This is a genomic window from Methylobacterium sp. CM6257 (assembly GCF_054611515.1).
Genome location: NZ_CM137735.1, coordinates 3,221,756 through 3,242,344 on the forward strand (window position 1 = coordinate 3,221,756; position 20,589 = coordinate 3,242,344).

Genomic DNA, 20,589 nt, shown 5'->3' on the forward strand with positions numbered 1-20,589 from the left:
TCAGGCTGCCTCTTTCGGCGGCACAGCACGATAGACATGCGACATTAAAGGCCCTGTTGGCCCGTCCACCCAGCTCCCTCACGATCGCGAGCCCGTGGGAGCCGCGCCGGGCCCAGAACCTCTCTCCAGGGCGATGGTGAAGTCCTAGAAAATCCGTCGTGCTGGCTGGGCTGTGCCTCTTGTTGCCACCAGCATCGACATCCCATCCTTGGCAGACTTCGACCTGAAGTGACGCGGGAGGTCCGCCCTTGAAGGTTCGTCAAGCCAGAACTTGAGCTGATGGGGGCGCTGCCGCGCCCTGCTGCGGACTGAGACGGCCGAACTCGAGCGCCTCGTCCATCGAGCCGAACTGGATGGTGAGGAAATCGAGCGCGTAGTTCTGGTAGAGCCTCCACGGCTTGCGTGTGCCCTGCTTCGGCAGAAGGTGGCTGCCTCGCTGGATGTAGCCGGACGAGAAGTCGATGGCTGGCGCCTCGCCCTCGCTGCCATCGCGCCGCGGCACGCACCAAGCCTCACCGCGCGCATCCATGCGCCGGATCAGGCGGCAGACATAGCGCGCCGTCAGCTCGCATTTCAGTGTCCAAGAGGCGTTGGTGTAGCCAATGGCCGCAGCGAAGTTGGGCACGTCGCTGAGCATCATGCCCTTGTAGAGGTGGGTTGCCGAAGCCTCGATTCGCGTCCCATCAACCTCGAGCGTCACACCGCCCATCATCTTCAACTCGAGGCCGGTGGCAGCCACGACGATATCGGCCTCCAGGTGCTTGCCCGAGGCAAGCTGCAGCCCTGCCTCGTTGAATGTCTCGATGGTGTCAGTCTCAACCGAGGCCTGACCCTTCCGGATTGCCTGGAACAGATCGCCGTCCGGCACAAAACAGAGGCGCTGGTCCCAGGGCTTGTAGGCCGGCGTGAAGTGCGTGGCGACGTCGTAGTCCGGCCCGAGTTGAGCCTGCACGGCTTTGCGCAGTTGCGCGCTGAGCAGATCCGGCTTCCTGCGAGCGAGTTGATAGAGGAATATGGCAAGGCTCACATTCTTCCAGCGTGCAAGTCTGTGGGCGAGCCGCGACGGCAACCGCTTCATCAGCCAGTTGGCGATCCGGTCCTCGGCCGGCAGAGCCATGACGTAGGAGGGAGAGCGCTGCAGCATGGTGACGTGCGCGGCGGTCTTGGCCATCTCAGGCACGAGTGTCACGGCGGTCGCGCCGCTGCCGATCACCACCACGCGCTTGCCGGCATAGTTGAGATCTTCAGGCCAGGCCTGCGGGTGCACGACGGGGCCTTGGAAGCGCTCCATCCCTGGCCAGCCGGGCATGTAGCCCTGATCGTAGTTGTAGTAGCCGGCGCAACCGAACAGGAAGCGGCAGGTGAAGTGGACTGGCGCTGGGTTGCCGCGGATCTCTACCTGCACGTGCCAGCGCGCCTCCGCGGTGCTCCACGCGGCGTTGAGCACGCGGTGACCGTAGCAGACCTTCCGGTCGATGCCGTATTCAGCGGCCGTATCGCGCACGTAGCGCAGGATCGAGGCGCCATCGGCGATCGACCTGTTTGCTGTCCAAGGCCGAAAGCTGAAGCCGAAGGTGTAGAGATCGGAGTCTGAGCGAAATCCGGGGTAGCGGAAGAGGTCCCAGGTGCCGCCCATGGCATCGCGGGCCTCGAGTATTGCGTAGGTTTTGCCGGGGCACTGCGCCTGCAGGTAGTAGCCAGCAGCGACGCCGGAAAGGCCGGCGCCAATCACCAGCACATCGAGATCGCGCAACGCTCCTTCGTTTGACGCAGGAGCCGAACCGCTCGAGGAAAAGTCATTCCGCATCCAGTCTTACCTTGACCGAGTCGGTTCGGCGGTGCTCGCTGAAGAGGGGCCTGCACAATACAGCTTCTTATCCGAACCAGAAAATGGCAAATTTATGTATTGGCGGTGAAGCTTCCTGAGATGTAGTAGGAATATTTTGGGTCAGAATTGAATTGCGCCGCAAGCTGCGCTGCGTTGGACAAATTTTCGCGTCTCGGTCGTAGCGATCTCAGTAGCTCTCCTCAACCAGCGTCGACCTACGGTCGATCCGCTGTCTCCACGCTCTAAGCCCGCAGAAGCACTCGGATGCGGCTGAACCTGCTAGGGAGACCTACATCCGCCCTTCGCATTGAAGAGCGATCGGCTTGATAGTCATAACATGCTTCAACTGTGCCTTTCTTTGTGAGCTTTTAGAGACCTCGAAATATCGCGATCAGCACCAATGTGAGCACAACGGATAAGAGGATCGATCCAGCGCAGCCGAGGCGATTAGAGAAGAAGAAAAACATGAATTGCCAATGTTCAAGCTTAAGTTTGCCTTTGGCATTTAGACGCAATCCAACTCTTCTGCTACTTCGGAGAGGTAGGTCAGCATACGTTCACCTGCTCGACCGTCAAAACACTCAATCTCAACGGTCAATGATTGAATTCGTCCCTTGCACAGCCGCAGGAAAGCCTCAGCTGATTCTGCAGCTTTTCGTTCAGTCTCAGCATCGATCCTGATTGTGCACTCAGGAGCACTAATCAGGATACGGCAGAAAATCTGCTCCATGAGGAAAAAACGTTGGGGAACGGCTTTGGTTCAGAACCCAGGCTGCGACGTGGGCACTCCCAGCCCCATTTTCCCAACGGCTTTCGATCCGGTGCTCGACTGACCTCAAGTGTCCTTGCGATGAGGAGTTTACCTCGACGGGCCGTCAGCTACGCCCCGATCTGCCCTTACCCATGGACGTTGAGAGCGCGAGGCTTTCCGTCCTCATCCAGAGCCACGTAGGTGAACACCCCTTCCGTCACCTTCTCCGGGTTGGTGCCGGATCGGTCACGAACCCAAGTCTCGATCTTGACCGTTATCGAGGTGTCGCCCTCCTCCTGGAGGGTGCAGTAGACGCTCACCTCATCACCCACCGAGATGGGCCTCAGGAATCGCATCGCTTCGATGCTGACGGTCACGAAGCGCCCCTGGGCGCGTTGAGCGACGAAGGTGCCTCCAGCCAGATCCATCTGCGAAACGGTCCAGCCTCCGAAAATGGCGCCTGAGGCGTTGGTGTCCCGAGGCATGGCAACGGTTCGTAAGTGCGGGCTACCAGGGACGTTCGGAATTTGATCGGCCATACGTCCCACTCCACCCTGTGGTGCCGTTCGGGTTTACGCCTCAGCAGGCAGTAAGCCCTAACGAGGCGAACATTCTGAGATACTTCCGGGGAGCTCAGCGCCTCTCGCGCACATCACTGAGCACGCGAGAGGCTGAATGTAGGAGAGGTTACTTCGCCTTGAGCGCGTCCTTCACGCCGCCCACCGCATTCTGGATCTTGCCCTTGGCTTGATCGGCAAGTCCTTCGTTCCTGAGCTTCTCATCGCCGGTGACCTTGCCGGCGCCTTCCTTTACCTTCCCACCGAGATTCGTAGCGGAGCCTTCGACGCGATCCTTATCGACAGCCATGCTGTTCTCCGTCCTTCAAAGGCGCCCTGAACGTGGCGTCTCAGGAGTCGAACGACGCGCTGTCTAGATCCGTTCCGGGCCGGACAGGGGTAGCCCAGTCGCTGCGAGGCCCCAACCGCCGGTTGAGCGTGACCGTCAGGACCCACCTCCCGTTTGCATCACGCACAGACACCACTGCGTGATCGTATCTCGTGCCTTCCAGAGCGGTCGTCAGCATCTCGCTAGCGCGCTGCACGATTTCCTCAGGTTTCGCGCATTCCTGTCCCTCATCATCCCACGATGACAGGCTGTCACTGTGTAGGTCGAAGAGGTAGGTCGCCAAGACAGAGACGATCCCGAGCTGTTCGCTACGCGGCGGTTGAGCCTGAGTTGCCCATGTCAACAATAAGTTAACGCTCCAAACCGAGTTGGCTCCCCCTACCCGATAGTTCAAAAGTGCGGATGTGCGGCGTCGAAATGCTCTACGAACCTGAGTCGGTCCCAGAGTTCGACAGCGTAGCCATCGGTCATTGCGGACGCGAGAGCCAGTACCTCATTTTCGGTGGTAGCCTGCAGGCGTTCGGTCCGAACGACGTTGCCCTCAAGGTCGATCAATTGCACTCGATAACAGGGCGTGCCCGCTGCTTCCGGGAAGGGAGCTGCCGCGACGGTCATGCGGTGGCCCTCCCTTGTTGGTCAGCATGTAAACTGCTGATACTGTTGAGCCTTGGTGCTTAGGAAGCTACGCCATTTCCTGTCATTTGAGGAGATGGCTGACCGGCTATCTACGTCGCAGCCAGGATGCAAAATGCCGATTTCGGCAGTTCTGAAACGGAGGCTTAAACCTGACTTGGCCGGATGCCAAAAGTGGACGTGTGGGACCCGGCTGTCACTAAGTCTTGGCCTCCTTGAGTGACATCGCCCAACAGGCGGCGCACTCTCCGCAGCAGAACGGGAGGCGGCCATGAGCTTCAGAACCCAAGTCCGCAATCCACTTCTCGATGATCCGCCAGGAACACTCATCGCGAGCGCCGTGACCTTGACCGTATTGGGATGCTTGCTGTTCGGCCTGTTCTAATAAATTCAGCTCAGGACCACGGCAAGCTATACGCGCCAGAACAACGAGCCATTGAAAGTATCGGGAGTGGAGGCGTCATGGCTGAAATCGAGAGTGTCACTATCCGCAAAGTGATGTGGCGGCTGATGCCGTTTCTCTTTGTCTGCTACTTCGTCGCTTACCTCGACCGAGTGAATGTCGGCTTCGCCAAATTGCAGATGAACGCGGCCCTTGGCTTGTCGGAGGCCGCCTATGGTTTCGGTGCCGGGTTGTTCTTCCTCTCCTATTTTCTTCTTGAAGTTCCCTCCAACCTTGCTTTGGATCGCTTTGGTGCGCGACTCTGGATCGCCCGCATCATGCTCAGCTGGGGTGTGATCTCCGGTCTATTCGCCTTCATACGTCCGATCTCTTCGGCGACCGGGATCTCCAACGAGTGGGTGTTCTTCAGTCTCCGTTTCCTGCTCGGTATCGCGGAGGCGGGCTTCTTTCCCGGCATCATCTTTTACCTGACGCTGTGGTTCCCCTCGGTCTACCGCGCCCGGGTCGTTGCCCTATTCATGCTGGCCATCCCCTTCTCCTCGATCGTCGGTGCGCCGGTCTCGGGGGCACTCCTGAACCTCACTGGTGCCGGTCTCGACGGCTGGCAGTGGCTCTTCATTCTTGAAGCGGTGCCGTCGATCCTCATGGCTTTCGGCGTCATCTTCTATCTCACGGACCGTCCAGCCATGGCGACGTGGCTCACGCACGACGAAAAATCCTGGCTTGAGGCTCGCCTGGCCACAGAGCACGAACAGAAAGCCCATGCCGGGCACGTCAGCATCACCAAGGCTATGTCTGACCCGCGCGTGCTCGCCTGTTCGTTCGTCTACTTCTGCCTGAACGCCGCAAGCTATGGGGTGGCGTTCTTCCTCCCCACCATCGTGAAGGGGTTCGGCGTCAGCAACTTCCAGACTGGTCTGCTATCCGCCCTACCGTTTGTGTTCGGCGCTGTCGGCATGGTCCTGCTGGGCCGCAACTCTGATCGCACCTTGAAGCGGCGGGAGCACGTCTGCTTCGCCATGGTCCTCGCCGCCGTCGGCGTAGCCGGAGCGGCGCTGGTCTCGGAGCCGGTCCTGGTGCTTGGTCTGCTCTGCTTGAGCCAGATTGGCGTCTCAGCCACGCCGCCGCTCTTGTGGCCTATCCCGAGCGCGTTCTTGACGGGAACCTCGGCCGCGGCGGGCATCGCTGCGATTAATGCGATCGGGAACCTGTCCGGTTTCGCAGGACCCTACGTGATGGGCTACCTCAAGGACGCGACGGGTAATTTCTCGGCGGGCCTGCTCGTCCTAGCAGGTTGCACCTTGGCCGGCGGACTCGTCGCGTTGACGTTGAAGGTCAGCAGGCACTTGGAGGCTGCTGAGTCGGCCGATCTGGCCCCAGCAGAGTGACGCTGGGATTGTGGGTCGCTCGATTGTGGGCGACCCGCAGTCTTCGCTTCCCATGCGGTGGAGCAATTCCGATTTTATATTGCGTGGAAGTCGAGCGTGTTATCACGGGTCCGACGGCACGTCGCACTCGGACGTGTAAACCGAAGGCCATGGGACGATGGGTAGGCGTCTAGCGGCAATCCTCGTCACCGATATCGTCGGTTACAGCCGGCTCATGGGCTTGGATGAGGCAGGCACAATCAGGCGCCTGAAGGCCCTTTGACGCGAACTCATTGATCCCACTATCAACGCGGCCCAGGGCCGGATCGTAAAGACGATGGGCGACGGCCTGCTCGTCGAGTTCCCAAGCCCGCTAAGAGCCGTTTCCTGCGCCGTTCGCATCCAACGCGCTATGGCCGACTGGGAGCCGGTCTTGTCCGAGGACCGACGCTTCAGGCTGCGCTTCGGGATCAACGTGGGCGACGTCGTCGCTCAACCAGACGGTGATCTCTTCGGTGACGGAGTCAACGTAGCGGCTCGCCTTGAGCCCCTGGCGGAGCCCGGTGGCCTGTGCGTGTCACAATCCGTCCACGACCAAGTGCAGGACAAGCTCCCCTACCGCTTCGAGGACAAAGGCAAGCTGGACCTCAAAAATATCGCCCGGCCCATCGGCGTGTTCGCCTTGTCGGCCGATGCCGTTCGCTCCCTAACCCTGACCGGCGATGAGGAGGAGGATGAGGAGGAGACCCCTGAGCCAAGCCAGGGGAGGAAACCAGCATCAACGTTCCAAGCTCCTCGCCGTCGCGGTCTCATTCCGATCGCGCTGGTGGCAACGGCCGTCGCAGCAGCCGCAGGCTCCTACGGTTGGTCGGTCACACGTGCAAAAGCGCCTTCTCCTGAGAACACGCTTGCCGTTCAGAACGGCTTGCCTCCGAAACCGCTACCACCTCTTTCCCTTGTGGTGCTTCCCTTCGCCAATCTGAGCAACGATCCCGAGCAAGAATTCTTCGCCGACGGTCTGACTGAGGACCTTACCACTGACCCTGACCCAGCAAACTGGTCCGCGTCGAGCGCAAGTTTTTCGGGCATCCTGAACCCTGAAGGAGGGTGGATGCCATGCCTCGCAAACGCTTCACGAACGAGCAGATCGCCTTTGCCCTGCGGCAGGCGGAGAACGGTGCGACGGTGGACGAGGTCTGCCGGAAGATGGGTGTGTCCGAGCCGACGTTTTATCGGTGGAAGAAGCAGTTCGTCGGCATGGGCGTGCCGGAGATCCGGCGGCTGAAGCAGCTGGAGGACGAGAACAGCAAGCTTAAGCGGCTGGTCGCCGACCTGACACTGGACCGCTCCATGCTGCAGGACGTGCTCAAGCGAAAGTGGTGAGGCCCGCTGCTCGCCGCGAGGTCGCCGGTCACCTGCAGGTGGCCTACGGCATCAGCGAGCGTCGGGCCTGTCAGGCCACCGGCTTCGGCCGCTCGTCCCAGCGCTACCGCAAGCGCGCCGATCCGCAGGTAGCTCTGCGCATGCGGCTGAAGGAGTTAGCGGCTGCACGGGTGCGCTACGGCTATCGGCGGCTGCACATCCTGTTGCGACGAGAGGGCTGGGAGGTGAATCATAAGCGCACCTACCGGATCTACCGGGACGAGGGGCTGTCGATCCGGCCCAAGCTGCCCAAGCGCAAACGGGCTTGTCGCTACCGGCAAGGGCGGCCGGCCATCGGCGGACCCAACGAGGTCTGGGCCATGGACTTCATGTCCGACCGCCTGTTCGACGGGCGTCCGTTCCGGATCCTGACGGTGGTCGATTGCCATACGCGAGAGGCGCTCTCGCTCACACCGAGAGCCAACTTCCGCGCCTTCCAAGTGACTGCGGCCCTGGACGCCTTGGTCCGGCTGCGCGGGCGGCCCAAGAGCCTGCGGGTCGACAATGGACCGGAGTTTGCCGGGCGCATGCTCGACCAGTGGGCGTACCTGAACGGGGTCGAGATCGACTTCTCACGACCGGGCAAGCCGACCGACAACGCCTACATCGAGTCGTTCAACGGCCGCCTACGGGCAGAGTGCTTGAACGCTTCGTGGTTCCTGTCGCTGGCCGATGCCCGTGAACGCATCGAGGACTGGAGGTGCCACTACAACGAAGATCGACCCCATACGGCCCTGGGCGGCTTGACGCCCCGAGCCTTCGCCAACCAAGCTGTCACAGCCCGAGAACTTGCATAGGTCGTGGACCACAAACCGGGTCAACTCCAACAGCCCGAGAACTTGCATAGGTCGTGGACCACAAACCGGGTCAACTCCATTGGCCCGAAGGCCATACCTCAGGGCGGACCACTTCACTGGAGGCGGATCACTACGCTACTCCAGAGCCCTACACCCTTCGCTTCGACTAGAACGAGCGTTGAGCCTGACGCGATCACTAAGTCGATATCTTGCTGGCTGCCCGTAACTACCGCCGGATTATTTGGTTGTGGTGCTACAGCGCTTTCTAGCCCGTGCTGAAGCATATGGAGGGCGGCGACGAGCCAATCGATATGAAAATCGATAGCCCACAACGCCTCGGGATCGATTTCGAAATCAGGATCGCGTAGCCGAACGGCAGTTTGAATGCGATCCGTGAAACTCTTGTCGAGCAGAGCGGAAGCCGATCCGAGAGCGTCTCGCACGAGCCAGTGGCGCTCTTTGCGGTTAAATCGTTGTAGAGCTTCGGCGAGGGTCATCGGCTTCTCTTGCGCATTTCCCGACACCCTGACCAGAGACAGGGCGACCTGAGTCGGTCTAGCAGCTCAGCTTAGAGCGAAACGGCACACCAGCGGCACACGTCGCATGCCGGCTCAACCCCAGCGTCGAGCTTTGAGCCGTGGCACACCTGCGGCACGTGCCACGAGACGTATCCGCAGACGCTAATTGCGGTCCCACAAAATGGACAGGAAGAGGCTACCAGCGCCGTGCCTTGAACGTCGTCTCGTCGCCGTTGTGGAACGCGATCTCGCCGTGAATCGCGTCCGGCCCGTCCACCTCGGCCCAGCCGTCGCTCCAGACCTCTGTGCCCTCGTCGGAGCTGTGGAATTCAAAGCCGACATCGGTCTGGCTGTAGGCGCAGTTCAGGGACGCGACGACGGCCCCGAAGCGAAACTCGCTCCCGACACCCGGTTGTTCGAAGGCGATGAAGGCGGGTTCAACGAGATCTAGATTGTCGTTGTCCCATGTGCCGGTCTCGGTGATGCGCCACTTGCCGCGCAGCCTATCTCGGACGCCGCTCATGCGAGGACCTCATCCCGGATCCGGAGGCCAACCTTGACCGAGGGAACAACGCCAAGCCGCGAAGAGATCCTCGCATGCTACCGCCCGATCCGCGCCTCGATCCAGGCTGTGCTCGCCGAAGCTGTGAAGCAGTGCAAGAAGCTGGATTTCGACCGGGCCGCCAAGCACCTCGATCTAATCGACCAAGAACAGCTCGACGGCGAAGCAACCTTCGCCATGCTCTGTGATATCGCGCTGTTCGAGCCCAATCAGCGCGGGCGCCGCGTCGTCGATAGCTTCCTCGACAAGCGTCTTGGCGCCCTCCCCCTACCCGACCGCGATGTCGCCCATAAGCTTGCATCGGCCTTCTTCTCGATGTTTTGCGTTGCTGGCTGGCATGAGGCCGGCGGTGTCTGGCTGGACGACCTTCTCAAGCCCGGCCGACGCATTTGGCTGATGGACGAGAGCCTGGAGGCTTCGGCATCGGAAGGTCTCGTGATCGCCATGCGCGTGTTTGACACTGGTCCATTCTACGCTGGCTTCGGCATCGTCGTGCATCCCGATGCTGAGGCTGTCACGCTCTGCGTCGGGGCCGCCTCTCATGGGCAGCCGCTGCCGGTCCGGCACTCGCTTGCCGCCGCCCTCTACGGCGACGCGATAGCCGAGGTATCGCTGATCCCGATCTCAAGCGCGGACGTGATGGCTGTTCTCGCTACGATGAACGACGGGGCCGCGCTGCCGTCTCCGAAGTCGAAGCGGCGCATTTGATGTCGCCGCCCTGGTCGTAGCGGTGCCAGCTCGGGATCTGTGCAGTCAGGAGGCTCGCGCGCGGGTGCCCGGCTCGGTCGAGCGCTTTGCCTGCCGGATGACCTCCTCCGGCGTCGGAGGGTTGGCCGGATGGTAGGAGAGGCAGAGCGGCGTGCGCAGCTTGGCCGGCCGTCCGGATCCCTCGGTGGCGAAGTAGAATTGCCCTGCCCCCAGCTTGCCGATATCGGCAGCCGCGCCCCCATTCGCCGCGAGGATCTCCTGGGCGGCCGCGATAGTCGCGGGCGCGCTCTGTCGGCCGAAGAACTGCGTGTTGCAGTTGGAGACGACCTGGTTGTGGATGCCGCGCGGCACCTGCGTCGCCACGATCATCCCGAGCCCATACTTGCGGCCCTGCGCCACGAGCTTGATGCCGCTGCCGAGGCTGGGCGAGGCCCTCTGGGCGGGCAGGAAGGTCTGCGCCTCGTCGACGACGTAGAGCATGCCGCGCGGTGACGGGTTCTTCTTGATCCAACCGAACAGGGTCATCTGGGGCCGGTTCACGAAATCCTCGCGGGCCGCCTCCGAGGCGAGACCCGACAGGTTGATCACCGAGATGCGGGTGCGCGCCGGGTCGCGCCCGAAGAACAGGTGCCGCGGGTCGAGCACCGTGCCTTCCACTTTTAGGAGCGGGTTCGTAGCGATCGCGGCGTGGAGCTGGTCCGCCATGCCGAGCCCGAGCTTGGCGGCGTTGCCGATCTGGCTGATCCCGTCGGGCAGATCTGCCAGCAGGGCCATGAAGGCCGCGAGGTTGCCGCCGCCGCGCTCCGCGAAGTGGCGCAGCGAATCGGCCAGCACCCCGCGCTGGAGATTGGTCTTGGCGCCGGCCAGCGGTCCGAGGGTCTCGGCCGCCATCTCGATCGCCTGCTGGCGCTCGTCCCGGTTCTCCCCCAGCTCCGCAAAGTCGGGCAGGACTGAGAGGAACAGCGGGTGGCCGGCATGGACGCCTGGGGTCCAGACCACGACCTCGACCCGCTCGGCGTAGAGCGCCGCCTTGCGATCGTCGTCGGGGGAAAAGCCCTGCGGCCGCTTGGGCCACCGATCACCTAGCCGCGAGAGATCGTTGTTGGGGTCAATCACGATGGCCGGAAGCCCGGCGAGAGCGGCCTCCTCCACGAGGCGGCGCAGGAGCACGGTCATGCCGGAACCGGAGCCCGCGATGATTGCGGTGTGGCGAGGCAGAAGTCGCAGCGGCAGGCTCACGCCGGGCACGCCAGGGGTGAGCCGATGCCCGACCGGTATCGCATCCGCTTCGGTGCGAGCCGCTACGGGCGAAGCGGATCCTTTCGCGACGACGGAGTTCTCGGCGGCGGCTTTACCGTCGAGGACCGGCGAGTGGACCGGAGCCGCAGACCCCTCCCCGGCCGCTTGAGCCTTCCCCTGAGCTTGGCCGACCTTCGCCGCATGGGCGAGACCCGCATCCCGGAAGAACGCCGTGTTCACGAGCGGCTGCTCGGCACGGATCCAGCGTTCGAACCGATCGGACGCGCCCTCCTCCTGCGCCCGCGCGTGCAGGTCGCGCAGGGCGACGAAGACACGGAGATCCGCGTCCGAGGGGTCGATCGATACGCCCCCAGCCGCCGTGAAGGCGTCGACGAGCTGCTTCGTCTTGGCCCCGCCGGGCATGGGCCCGCGGCGGATCAGCAGCAATGCCCGGTCGGGGATACGCGCCGAGATGCCGGAGGCCGTGAGCGCCGCCCGGAGACGAGCCTGGAACGCGATGGAGTTCTGATGCTGGAGCGCCCGATAACAGACGTGCTGCTCGCGGTCGTTCTCGTCCCGGTGGATGTAGATCAGCCTTCCGTGCAGCGGCGGGATCCGCTGGTCGGGCTCGCCCTTGCTGGCGACGTCGAGCGTGTCGTCCGGATCTTCTTCCAGGACGTAGAGGTCGAAGGTGTCGCGCAGCAGTTGGCCTAGCCAGGTATCCTCATCGCTGCGGATGCCCGCAATGTCGGCCTCGCGGCACGCGGCAGCGAGATCGAACCCGGCGTCCTGAGGCAAGCCCTCTTGAGACGGACCGGCCGTGCCGAGACTATCACAGATCGAGACCGCGCCCTGCGCGAGGCAGTGGCGGCGGAAGGCGTCGCAGCGCATCAGCAGGGTGCGCGGCATCATGCCAGCCGCCGCGTCGGCGATGGCGCGCGCGCTGAACGGCCAAGTCGGGGACGGGGGCACGAAGCTGGCATCCGCGTAGGCCGGCTCGAGGCGACTGGCCACGAGGGCGGCAGCGGCAGCCCGGTCGTTCATGCCCACAAGCCCCACCGCCGCTGCGAAGCGCTCCCGCATCGGATTTAGACCGCGTGCCTTCAGCCGCTCCCAGATTCCTGGAGGCAGGTCACCACCGTCATGCTGCGATCGCAGACGATGTTGACCTCCAGAAGCCCCGCGGCCAGCACCTCGGCGAGGCCTGCCTCCGCGTCGATCCCGTCTTCAGCCGCGAGTCGGCCGGTCTCGATGACCCCGTCGATCTGGTCGACAGCGATGAGTGTCGGCCCGCTCAGTGCCATGATCCAGCACATGCCGCGCACGAGCTCGATGGGGGCCGGCGGTGGCGTCTTGAAGCCGAGGGCGGCCCGTTCCGCTGGATCAGCGTCGTAGCCCTGCAGCCAGGCATGGGCGAGCCCGACCACGGTCAGATCCTGCGAGCGCAGGAGGCAGAGGGCGCGGAAGACGTTGAGATGCTTGAGCGCGCGGCCGGCATCAACGCTCATCAGCGCCCGGACCAGCACGTCGACGATTCGGCGCGCATCCATGTTCGGGGTATTGAACGCGGCTTCGACCTGCGCCTCGACCCGGAAGCGGCGCGCCACGCCGGCGAGCACGGCATCTGATTGGCGCCGCCCGTCCGGCATCGTTTGCAGCAGGGCGGTCACGAAGCTCAGTGCCGCGCTGCGCCAGAAATCTGTCAGCCCAAGCACGTCGAGGGGCACGAAACATGCGCCTGTGCGCCAAGCCTCGCGCCGGAGCTGACCGACGAGGTGGGTCTTGCCGACTCCGGACTGACCGACCAGCACGCGGCCCAGCGCCCGGTCGGTCGGCTGGCGCGCCTTGCGGTGCAGGTCGGCGATGATGTCCGGGACGAGCCGCTCGTTCGGACCGCCGGTCAGCGCCGTATCAATCCAGATGCTGTCGAGCGTGCGCACTTAGTCAAAATCGACCCGGCGCAGGGCGTCGAGGGCATTGGTCATGATTGGATCCAGAGAATATGGAAGGGCTCGCCCGCGGGGCTGAAAGCCGCCTCGCGCTCGGCGGCATCGAGCGATTTGGGATCGCTGAATTGACTCAGCCGCGCGGTCTTGTCGCCACGCAAGATCGCCGCGAGGCCCGAATCGACAGTCTCACGGTCAAGATCGCTGAGGTGGATCCGCAGGGCACTCAGGCGCACGGCCTTAGCCCTCTCCCCGCCAGTCAGGGCGAGATACGCGGCCTCGATGCGGGCCCGGAGCTGCTTAGGGCCAAGCTTCTTCGATCGCTTGGCAGCCGGTTTGCGCGCACGAGAGGCAGATACCTTTGGCGTCGGCTCGTCCGGGGCGGTTCCGACGAGGTCGGCGAGAGTCCGACCTGTCGTGGCGAGATCGGACTGAATGCGCTCCAGCCAATCTTGCGGCACCCGGAAAGTTGGCGGCAGCGGCTCGCGCATATGATCGCTCGCCCAGTTCCAGCCCCTGTCCGTGACAGTCAAGCGCAGCGAGCGCCCCTGCCACACAGCCTCAAGGTAGCGGCCCGCGATCAGGGCTTCACGGTCTGCTTTGTCGATGCGCGGTGCGATCGCGCTCTGCAGGGCGCTTCCATAACGGCCGAGCAGGCACCACAGGATCAGCGCCTGCTTCGGCGTCGGCGTCGCGCTCATCGACTCACCCCTCCTGCGAACCGCGCCGGAGGCGGACGACGGTCCGGATCTTCTCGATCGCCAGGGGAAGGTCGGCTGCGACCTGATCGTTGGTCAAGCGCAGGACGAGGTAGCCCGCCGTCAGCAGCTCATAGTCCCGGTGACGATCGTTGCCGAACTTAGGTTCGCTCCGGTGCTCAGGGCCGTCGAGTTCGACGACGATGCGGTGCTTGCGGCAGAGCAAGTAGACGCGTGGTCTCGCGCCCCACGCACCCACGGGCACAGGTGCATTGCAGATGAACAGGTCCTTGAGGTCGGCGTCCTGTGCCAACGCTTCTGCGACCCGCCGCTCAGTGGCGCTCGCATGGTGCGCTCCGACCGGCGCGATGAAACGCTCGGATGCCGCGCCTTCCGACCGGATGAACTCATACGCGCCGTAGAGATTACGGTCATAGGGTGCGGTCTCAGGTGGTCCCACGGTCAGAGCTGTCACAACCGCGGCCCCCTGCCGCGTGCACCATTCCAGCGCCTCGATCGCCGGGTGTGCGCGCGTCGCCGATGCTGGATCGACATCCCAGACCGGAATGACGCCAGCAGGGTCCAGCAGCCGGGACAGTCGGCGAAGTTCGAGATCTCGCCCCATCTTGCGGAAGCGCGGGATCAGGCCGAGCCTGGCACGTTTGGACGCCGCCTTCAGCCATGGATCGGCCATTACCGGATTGAGAGACGCATCACAGCCGTCCCAATGCGGCCAGCTTTCGAGAGCCAACGCGGCGAGATCGTCGAGAAGCCGATCGATGAGCGCCTCGGCCCCAAGCTGGCCCTCGCTTGCGACCAGCAGCGCGCTGCGCTCAGTTTCATCTGAGATAAGGGCGCGGATGACGTCGCGGCCGATGCCCATGATAACCAGGCGCTCGCCCTGCCCCAAGCCGGTAAGGCTCCGAGCCAGGTCGTCTGCCATGATCCGCGGTCGGGCCATAGTGTCGAAAGGGAGAGGCGATAGCAAACCGAGACCGTGCTGCCGGCTCGCTGCTGGCGCCTGAGCGAGATGCAGCCGTTCTGGAGCTATTCAGCACAGCTGGTTGGTCCTGGCTACGGGCTTCACACCTTCAGGTTGTCGCGCCTCGGGAGAAACGTCGCGCTGCCGCGCATCGAACTCTGGCACGTCGCGAAAGGCTGGGGCCGGCATCCGGGGCGCGGCACGTTCGCGGCGCAGGCTGAGCGCCGCTACTGAGCCTCACCACCCTATCCCGCTCAACCCGCTCAGCGCTTGGGCGCACCCGACACGCTTCGGACGTGTGACCTTTGCCTTATGAGCTCTCGCGACTTCCACGTCGAGGCTCAGAGAGGCTGAAGGCGCCGTTGCGCTCCCCGCGCGGTTGGGCTAGGGAATGGCCACGGCCAGCACCCGTAGCTCAGCTGGATAGAGCGTTGCCCTCCGAAGGCAAAGGTCACACGTTCGAATCGTGTCGGGTGCGCCAAATATCCCCATATTCGTCAGCGACTTATCTGATGCGCCGGGGTGGTTCACCTGCTCTTTTGAGGGATGGTGTGCCAGAGGTGTGCCAAAGATGCCGCCTGTCGGCGTGAGACAGACCACCTCAACAGCGTCGCACGTTCAGAAAATTTTGACATAGGCAGATCGAGCCCTCGCGTGAGGGTTGGATAGCCTCCGACTTCAGATTGATTCGGTGTCCTGACCCAGCCAGTTTGCCTCCCGGAGGTTGGCATGGGCAGATTGTGGGCCGGTTTTGTCGCGACGCTTCTTCTGATCGCGCCGCCCTTTGACGCCTTCGCAGGCGGCTTCGCGCTGTCCGGCAACGCTCGGTGGGTTGTCATAGCCAGCCGACCTGACCTCGACGCCGCCATTGGAGTCGCCCGTTACCATCGCTGGCAGTTCCCGAGCGTGCGTGTCATGCGTGCGGCCAACGGCTGGTTTGCGGTCGTCGCTGGGCCGGAGAACGCCGCCGATCCGCGCGCCCTGCGCCAGCGCCTCACCCGCACAGGTGGCCTGCCGAGTGACTTTATCTTTTCGCGCGGTGACAGCTATGTCGAGCAGGTCTGGACGCCACCGCCTTCGCCCGGCGGCCCGAGCGCCAAGTACGACGGTAAGCACGATAGCATTCTACGCGTCGGCACCCTTTCGGTGCTTCTCGGCAACGCCAGAGGGAAGGACGGTGATCGCCACCCGGTTGCTTTGGGCCGCGAGGATGGACAGGCGGCCTTCGCCATGTCCCTCGATCAGTCCACGCGTGGAACGGACGACGAGTCGAACACGGACTTCGCCGAGGTCGCCGTCGTGCGACTCGACCCGATCTCGCCGCGCCTCAGCCTCGTCTTCTCATCGTTCTGGGGCGGCGCCCACTGCTGCACGGTGACGAAGATTGCCACGCAGGACTCGCGGACAGGCCGCTGGTTGGTCGCGGACGGCGAGACCTTGGATAGCGGCGGCTACGCCTTCGAGGACCTCGACGGAGACGGCGCCTACGAACTGCTCAACGGCGACAACAGCTTCCTGTACGCCTTCGGCCCCTATGCCTCGTCCAATCCACCCGCTCAGATCCACTGGTTGCGCGCCGGACGGCTGGAGGATGTGACCCGCCACGCCAACTTCGCGGGCTACCAGCGCCAGCGGCTTGCGGGGATGGAGCACGCGGCAAGCCTCGACCCCGAGCGGTGGCATGACAACAACTTCCTCGGCGGATGGGTCGCGCAGAGCATCCTCGTCGGACGCGGTGAGGCCGCGTGGGCGCGCATGCTGCAACTCTACGACCGCAATGCCGAGTGGCCCTACGAGGAATGCACAGTCGCCCTGCCCCTGGCCAAATGCCCGGAGGCGCGGAAGCGCAAGACCGACTTTCCGACCGCCTTGCGTCGTCACCTGAACGAAGCGGGCTACCCGACGCCCTGGCTCGGGCCCCTGGCGGTGGCGCCGCCTGCGATCACCGTGCCTGCGGGCCCGGCCCGGTACGAGGCCGCCGCTGCGGCCTTCGCATCCCAGCCCGTGAATGAGCGCATCCGCCTCCAGGTGCTGCTGACCGCCACTGGCCATCAGGTCGCCGTGCCAAACATCGATTTCTCCAAGCGACTGTTCGAGACGGTGGTACGCTTCCAGTCGCAGAGCGGGCTACCTGTCACCGGGGTGATCGATGAGGGGCAGGCCGCCACGCTCATGAGCGAGGCGACGCCGCTGCTGCGCACCTGGGGTTTTCGCGCCGCTGCGCACCCATACAGGGGCCACCCGATCTGGGTGCCGTTCGGCCTCGGGCTGCGCGAGGAGCGCACGGGCTCGGGCTTGACCTGGACCGACTCCGCCAAGCGCGCGACGCTCAGTTACATCGCCACCCCGAGCCCGTTGGAGGACGGCTATCGCACTGCCCTCGAACGGTTCGCCGGGGACGGCACGCGGGTGAATTACAAGGTACTGCGCCCAGATTTCTTCGCGATATCGGCCTCCGGTACGGATGGGCTGGATTGGTACATGCGCTTCCACCGGGACGGGGCGGGCACGCTCGGCTTCTTCCTGGCGTGGAAGTCCGCCGAGGCCGACCTGCACATGGAGCGCGTCGCGGTGCTAGTTTCGGGCTCCCTGGCCGCCAGCATGTCTGGCGCGCCATTCACGGCGCCAATCGCCGTAGCCCCTCCTCCTCCGGCGGTCGCGGTGACCACGCCCTCACTGCCAGTCGTTCCGACGCCGCCCGCAGTTGCTCCCAAGCAGCCAGATCCCAAGCCGCACACGGCCTCGTCGGGCACCGGCTTCTTCATCAGCCGCGCTGGCCACCTGCTGACGAACGCCCATGTGGTTCAGGACTGCTCGGCCATCGAGGTGAACGGGCCGAACGGACTGATAGGCGCCCGCCTCGTGGCCCAGGACCGGACGAACGACCTCGCGCTTCTGAAGGCGGAGATCACCCCTGTGAAGATCGCCGCCCTGCGCACGGGGGTGCGGCTCGGCGAGGCGGTGGCCGTCTTCGGCTACCCGTTGTCGGGCATGCTCTCGACCTCAGGCAACTTCACGCTGGGCAACGTCACGGCGCTGACCGGGCTCGCCGATGATAGCCGCTACTTCCAGATTTCGGCGCCCGTGCAACCGGGCAACTCGGGTGGTCCACTCGTGGACGCCTCCGGCAACCTGATCGGTGTGGTGAGTGCGAAGCTCAACGCCTTGAAGGTGATGGTGGCCACGAATGGCGACATCCCGCAGAACGTGAACTTCGCCATCAAGGGGTCGCTGGCAGGGGCGTTCCTGGAGAGCAACGGCGTGGCCTATGCGACAGGGACGGACAGCGCTGCACTGCCCCCGGCCGATCTGGCTGAGCATGCCAAGGGGCTCAGCGTTTTCGTCGCTTGCCGCTGACCGTACTGAAGTTCGGGCTGAAGCTTGCAGCCGAAGGTCGGTCGGATGATCCCGCAGGACCGTCTGGGGCGGGGCGAACCAGAAGGTGGTGGCGATGAGCACGGCCGGGGACGCCGGTCTGGGAACACGGTAATAATGCGCTCGCCCGAGCACTAGGTTATTTTCCGAGCATCGACGTTGGGTCGATCGAGAAATTTCATGCGATACTCTTATTACATCGATATTAGAAAGCAGGAAGACGCTGTGCTCGACGAGTTGGTCGTCCTGGTGATGAAGCAGGCGCGTATTTCGACGCGCCGCCGGACTTCGGAGTGGGAAATGCGATTGGACTGGCTCCGCTTGCGTGTCCGCTTCGAGCGCAAGGGTTACTACGACGACTTCGTGGATGCGTTCGAGGAGGAGAACGTCGAGTTCTTGAGTCGGAACGGCTTCATTGCGGATGAGCCCGAGATTAAGCCCAAGGCTGAAGCTCCCTCCCCGGGTTTCGATTGGCACGGTTACATCGACCGTGTAGCGAGATCCGCTCGGCGACGGTAGCAACTCTCTGTCGCAGCAAGTGCTCCGCACCATGCGCTGCACAGTTGAGACGATGACGCGGCTCGTCTGGGACCAGATCAATGGTCCAGACGGGCTTCAGCGTCGGCCGGACACCTTCCATGAGGAGGCTCAGGTCGAGGGTCACGGCCGCTAAGGTCTGAAGGATGGCCCCGCAGCGCCGTCTGGGGCGGGGTGACCCAGACGGCGGTCGTGATGAGCGCCAAGGGCGGCCCTATGGGATGGTCCTACTACCGTCTTGCCCAGAGGCTGAACGAGATCACCCGCACCCAGACGATCGTGTCCTTGTCCTAGACGCTGAGTTCGCCTTGCGCATCACATCGGCAACTGGGTCATCCGCAGCCGAACTCGACGGTCAGTTGTCCGATCGGCAATCAAAGGAGCCGGGGCTCCCCTCTCTGTCGGCCGCTTTTGCCGCCACCCCAGCCCAGTAACGTCATCGCAAATTTGGCAAACAACTGGGCGATCGAGAGGGCACTAAGGCTTCTGGGTGAGATCATTCCCAGTACGTCTAAGGAGCCATCATGTTCGTTGTGCCGAACGAATTGGTTAAAACAATTTGTTTTATTTGGTTCAGTTCCCATTTTTAACTTGCGCATTCGACGCGAGATCGTTAATTGTGGCTTAACAGCCGGACGTTGGCCGCATGAACAAAGGGAGCCCTGCCCTGATTCAGTATGGGGCACTGTTCTTCGCCCGGCGGCGATCGGCATAGATGAAAGGAAGCAATCGATGAGCGGGCGAGTGCGCGTAGAGAGTTGTCGCTTCAACACTGAGGCCACTCTGACCGATAGACACGTGAACGCCTTGTTCGGCCTGCTGGTCGGCGAGGCCGAAGCGGCGGACTCGGTGAGACTCGGGGTCGAAACGCACGCAGAGGTGGAGAGGTGGTGGGTCGAGAAGAATATCCCAGAGGCTGCCAGCGTTATCCCCGAACTTGTACGCCAGGGATTTGTCTTCCAGTTCGACTGTCCTCACCGCACAGCGACCACTTGGGGTATCTCGCCGGATGGGGATTGGTGGCTTGGCGAGCACTATGGCCTGCCCCAAGCGTTCGAAGGAGAAGCGAACTGGGACAGCTACAACGACCGCCGCGCCCGTTGGATCGTCGCCAACATCGTCGCGAAGTTTGAGCGCTTGGCCCCCCACGGCAGAGAGGAGCTTCTCATCACGCAGAGGGAGATCGAGATCGAGACCATAGCGGTCCGCGGGCTACACGAAGCAAAGAATGGCAGCGGTCGAGCGGTCGCCCTCAGACTCGGGCGTCTGGGCCAAGGTACAGACGGCAATATGTTCTGCTCAATCTACATCGACATCCAGAAAAGATTAGTCGTTACACATTCGGCAGGTCCCCGCCTACTTCACCGCGGCATCAGAACCACTAACATCGAGGAAGTATTGGAATTTTTGAAAAACGAGCAATGGATTGTCGCCGGTAAATTGGCACTGGAGGATGCTTTCAAAAACGAGATATTTGCAAAACTTGTGAATGAGTCTGAAAATATGCGGATCAGAATGCGATGATCCGACAATAATAAAATTTGAATCTATTTTGTTATTTCGGACAAGGGGCTTTGCGGCGTCCACCTGCCGATCAGGTGCCTCGACAAGCTTGAATACCGTCGTGATGTGACGAAAGATGGGGACTGTTCACAAAATTGGTTGCACGACGTTCATCGAGGGCTTGCTCCTTCTTCGAGCACGAAAGCGTTAGCGCCAGTCAAAGCGGGTCCATTATACATACGCGCTGCCCACCTTCAGCCCTCACAGCCCGAAACTAACCACGATTTCTCGCGTGATCGAAATTTCGCTTGCCAGATCTGAGCGGCGTGGCAAGCTTCTATAGTCATGCATTATCGAGATGAGCCGCTCCGTCGAAAGATGCGAGCGGTTTCTCGACTCCAGCGGGTACATGGC

General features: G+C 63.0%; 19 protein-coding genes, 1 tRNA gene and 1 pseudogene. 9 read left to right on the forward strand and 12 right to left on the reverse strand.

The genetic code is table 11. From position 1 onward, the window contains the following. Positions 1-259 precede the first annotated feature (259 nt). The 5 genes from ACYCO6_RS15715 to ACYCO6_RS15735 all read right to left on the reverse strand — a co-directional run bounded on the left by ACYCO6_RS15715 (position 260) and on the right by ACYCO6_RS15735 (position 4,100). Positions 260-1,807 carry a flavin-containing monooxygenase gene (locus ACYCO6_RS15715; protein WP_459772773.1) on the reverse strand — a complete coding sequence of 516 codons (1,548 nt, stop codon included), beginning with the start codon at positions 1,805-1,807 and terminating at the stop codon, positions 260-262. Between the two features lie 918 nt (positions 1,808-2,725). Next, complete coding sequence (locus tag ACYCO6_RS15720; protein ID WP_459772775.1) at positions 2,726-3,064, reverse strand: acyl-CoA thioesterase; 339 nt, start codon at positions 3,062-3,064, stop codon at positions 2,726-2,728. 202 nt (positions 3,065-3,266) lie between these two features. Further along, entirely contained in the window at positions 3,267-3,446 is a 180-nt protein-coding gene (locus ACYCO6_RS15725) for a CsbD family protein (protein ID WP_459772776.1), read from the reverse strand. 40 nt (positions 3,447-3,486) lie between these two features. After that, positions 3,487-3,879: a DUF6894 family protein gene (locus tag ACYCO6_RS15730; RefSeq protein ID WP_459772778.1), complete on the reverse strand. Its 393-nt coding sequence runs from the start codon at positions 3,877-3,879 to the stop codon at positions 3,487-3,489. Further along, the gene (locus ACYCO6_RS15735; protein WP_459772779.1) at positions 3,876-4,100 is read right to left on the reverse strand and encodes a hypothetical protein; all 225 of its coding nucleotides are present in this window, start codon (positions 4,098-4,100) and stop codon (positions 3,876-3,878) included. Before ACYCO6_RS15735 ends, ACYCO6_RS15730 begins: the two co-directional genes overlap by 4 nt. A gap of 480 nt (positions 4,101-4,580) precedes the next feature. Between ACYCO6_RS15735 and ACYCO6_RS15740 the strand changes: the two genes are divergently transcribed. From ACYCO6_RS15740 to ACYCO6_RS15750, 3 genes and pseudogenes are all read left to right on the forward strand, one after another. Further along, positions 4,581-5,909 carry an MFS transporter gene (locus ACYCO6_RS15740; protein ID WP_459772781.1) on the forward strand — a complete coding sequence of 443 codons (1,329 nt, stop codon included), beginning with the start codon at positions 4,581-4,583 and terminating at the stop codon, positions 5,907-5,909. Positions 5,910-6,066: 157 nt separating this feature from the next. Continuing rightward, positions 6,067-6,930, forward strand: a pseudogene (locus tag ACYCO6_RS15745) (adenylate/guanylate cyclase domain-containing protein); the annotation flags it as partial. 74 nt (positions 6,931-7,004) lie between these two features. Further along, positions 7,005-8,107 (forward strand): IS3 family transposase gene (locus ACYCO6_RS15750; protein ID WP_459773587.1). Its coding sequence is split into 2 segments (ribosomal slippage): positions 7,005-7,266 and positions 7,266-8,107, totalling 1,104 coding nucleotides; the frame shifts between segments, so codons are not numbered across the junction. A 113-nt stretch (positions 8,108-8,220) separates the two neighbouring features. Here the strand turns inward: ACYCO6_RS15750 and ACYCO6_RS15755 are convergent. Together ACYCO6_RS15755 and ACYCO6_RS15760 are read right to left on the reverse strand one after the other, a co-directional pair. Continuing rightward, positions 8,221-8,604, reverse strand: a complete 384-nt coding sequence (locus ACYCO6_RS15755; RefSeq protein WP_459772782.1) for a hypothetical protein — start codon at positions 8,602-8,604, stop codon at positions 8,221-8,223. Between the two features lie 217 nt (positions 8,605-8,821). Continuing rightward, entirely contained in the window at positions 8,822-9,148 is a 327-nt protein-coding gene (locus ACYCO6_RS15760) for a hypothetical protein (RefSeq protein ID WP_459772784.1), read from the reverse strand. A 33-nt stretch (positions 9,149-9,181) separates the two neighbouring features. Between ACYCO6_RS15760 and ACYCO6_RS15765 the strand changes: the two genes are divergently transcribed. After that, a complete protein-coding gene (locus ACYCO6_RS15765; protein WP_459772786.1) occupies positions 9,182-9,895 on the forward strand; it encodes a hypothetical protein in 714 nt (237 codons plus the stop codon). Positions 9,896-9,940: 45 nt separating this feature from the next. Here ACYCO6_RS15765 and ACYCO6_RS15770 read toward each other — a convergent pair whose 3' ends face one another. Genes ACYCO6_RS15770 through ACYCO6_RS15785 form a run of 4 tightly spaced genes read right to left on the reverse strand, consistent with a single transcriptional unit; the run spans position 9,941 to position 14,721 of the window. Next, positions 9,941-12,217, reverse strand: coding sequence for a helicase HerA domain-containing protein (locus ACYCO6_RS15770; RefSeq protein ID WP_459772788.1), 2,277 nt, complete (start codon positions 12,215-12,217; stop codon positions 9,941-9,943). A 20-nt stretch (positions 12,218-12,237) separates the two neighbouring features. Further along, positions 12,238-13,074, reverse strand: coding sequence for a P-loop NTPase family protein (locus tag ACYCO6_RS15775; protein WP_459772789.1), 837 nt, complete (start codon positions 13,072-13,074; stop codon positions 12,238-12,240). 41 nt (positions 13,075-13,115) lie between these two features. Continuing rightward, positions 13,116-13,781, reverse strand: a complete 666-nt coding sequence (locus ACYCO6_RS15780; RefSeq protein WP_459772791.1) for a hypothetical protein — start codon at positions 13,779-13,781, stop codon at positions 13,116-13,118. Positions 13,782-13,785: 4 nt separating this feature from the next. Then, positions 13,786-14,721: an endonuclease domain-containing protein gene (locus tag ACYCO6_RS15785; protein ID WP_459772792.1), complete on the reverse strand. Its 936-nt coding sequence runs from the start codon at positions 14,719-14,721 to the stop codon at positions 13,786-13,788. A gap of 54 nt (positions 14,722-14,775) precedes the next feature. On the opposite strand from ACYCO6_RS15785, the gene ACYCO6_RS15790 reads away from it, so the two are divergent. Together ACYCO6_RS15790 and ACYCO6_RS15795 are read left to right on the forward strand one after the other, a co-directional pair. Then, a complete protein-coding gene (locus tag ACYCO6_RS15790; RefSeq protein WP_459772794.1) occupies positions 14,776-14,994 on the forward strand; it encodes a hypothetical protein in 219 nt (72 codons plus the stop codon). A gap of 170 nt (positions 14,995-15,164) precedes the next feature. Next, positions 15,165-15,241, forward strand: a tRNA-Arg gene (locus tag ACYCO6_RS15795). A 197-nt stretch (positions 15,242-15,438) separates the two neighbouring features. Here the strand turns inward: ACYCO6_RS15795 and ACYCO6_RS15800 are convergent. Next, on the reverse strand, positions 15,439-15,648 hold the full coding sequence (locus tag ACYCO6_RS15800; protein WP_459772795.1) for a hypothetical protein: 210 nt from the start codon (positions 15,646-15,648) through the stop codon (positions 15,439-15,441). Between the two features lie 27 nt (positions 15,649-15,675). Here ACYCO6_RS15800 and ACYCO6_RS15805 point away from each other — a divergent pair, with 27 nt between their 5' ends. From ACYCO6_RS15805 to ACYCO6_RS15815, 3 genes are all read left to right on the forward strand, one after another. Beyond that, on the forward strand, positions 15,676-18,117 hold the full coding sequence (locus ACYCO6_RS15805; protein ID WP_459772796.1) for a S1C family serine protease: 2,442 nt from the start codon (positions 15,676-15,678) through the stop codon (positions 18,115-18,117). A gap of 243 nt (positions 18,118-18,360) precedes the next feature. After that, complete coding sequence (locus tag ACYCO6_RS15810) at positions 18,361-18,654, forward strand: hypothetical protein (protein WP_459772798.1); 294 nt, start codon at positions 18,361-18,363, stop codon at positions 18,652-18,654. 816 nt (positions 18,655-19,470) lie between these two features. Next, positions 19,471-20,196, forward strand: a complete 726-nt coding sequence (locus ACYCO6_RS15815) for a hypothetical protein (protein ID WP_459772799.1) — start codon at positions 19,471-19,473, stop codon at positions 20,194-20,196. Positions 20,197-20,589 lie beyond the last annotated feature (393 nt).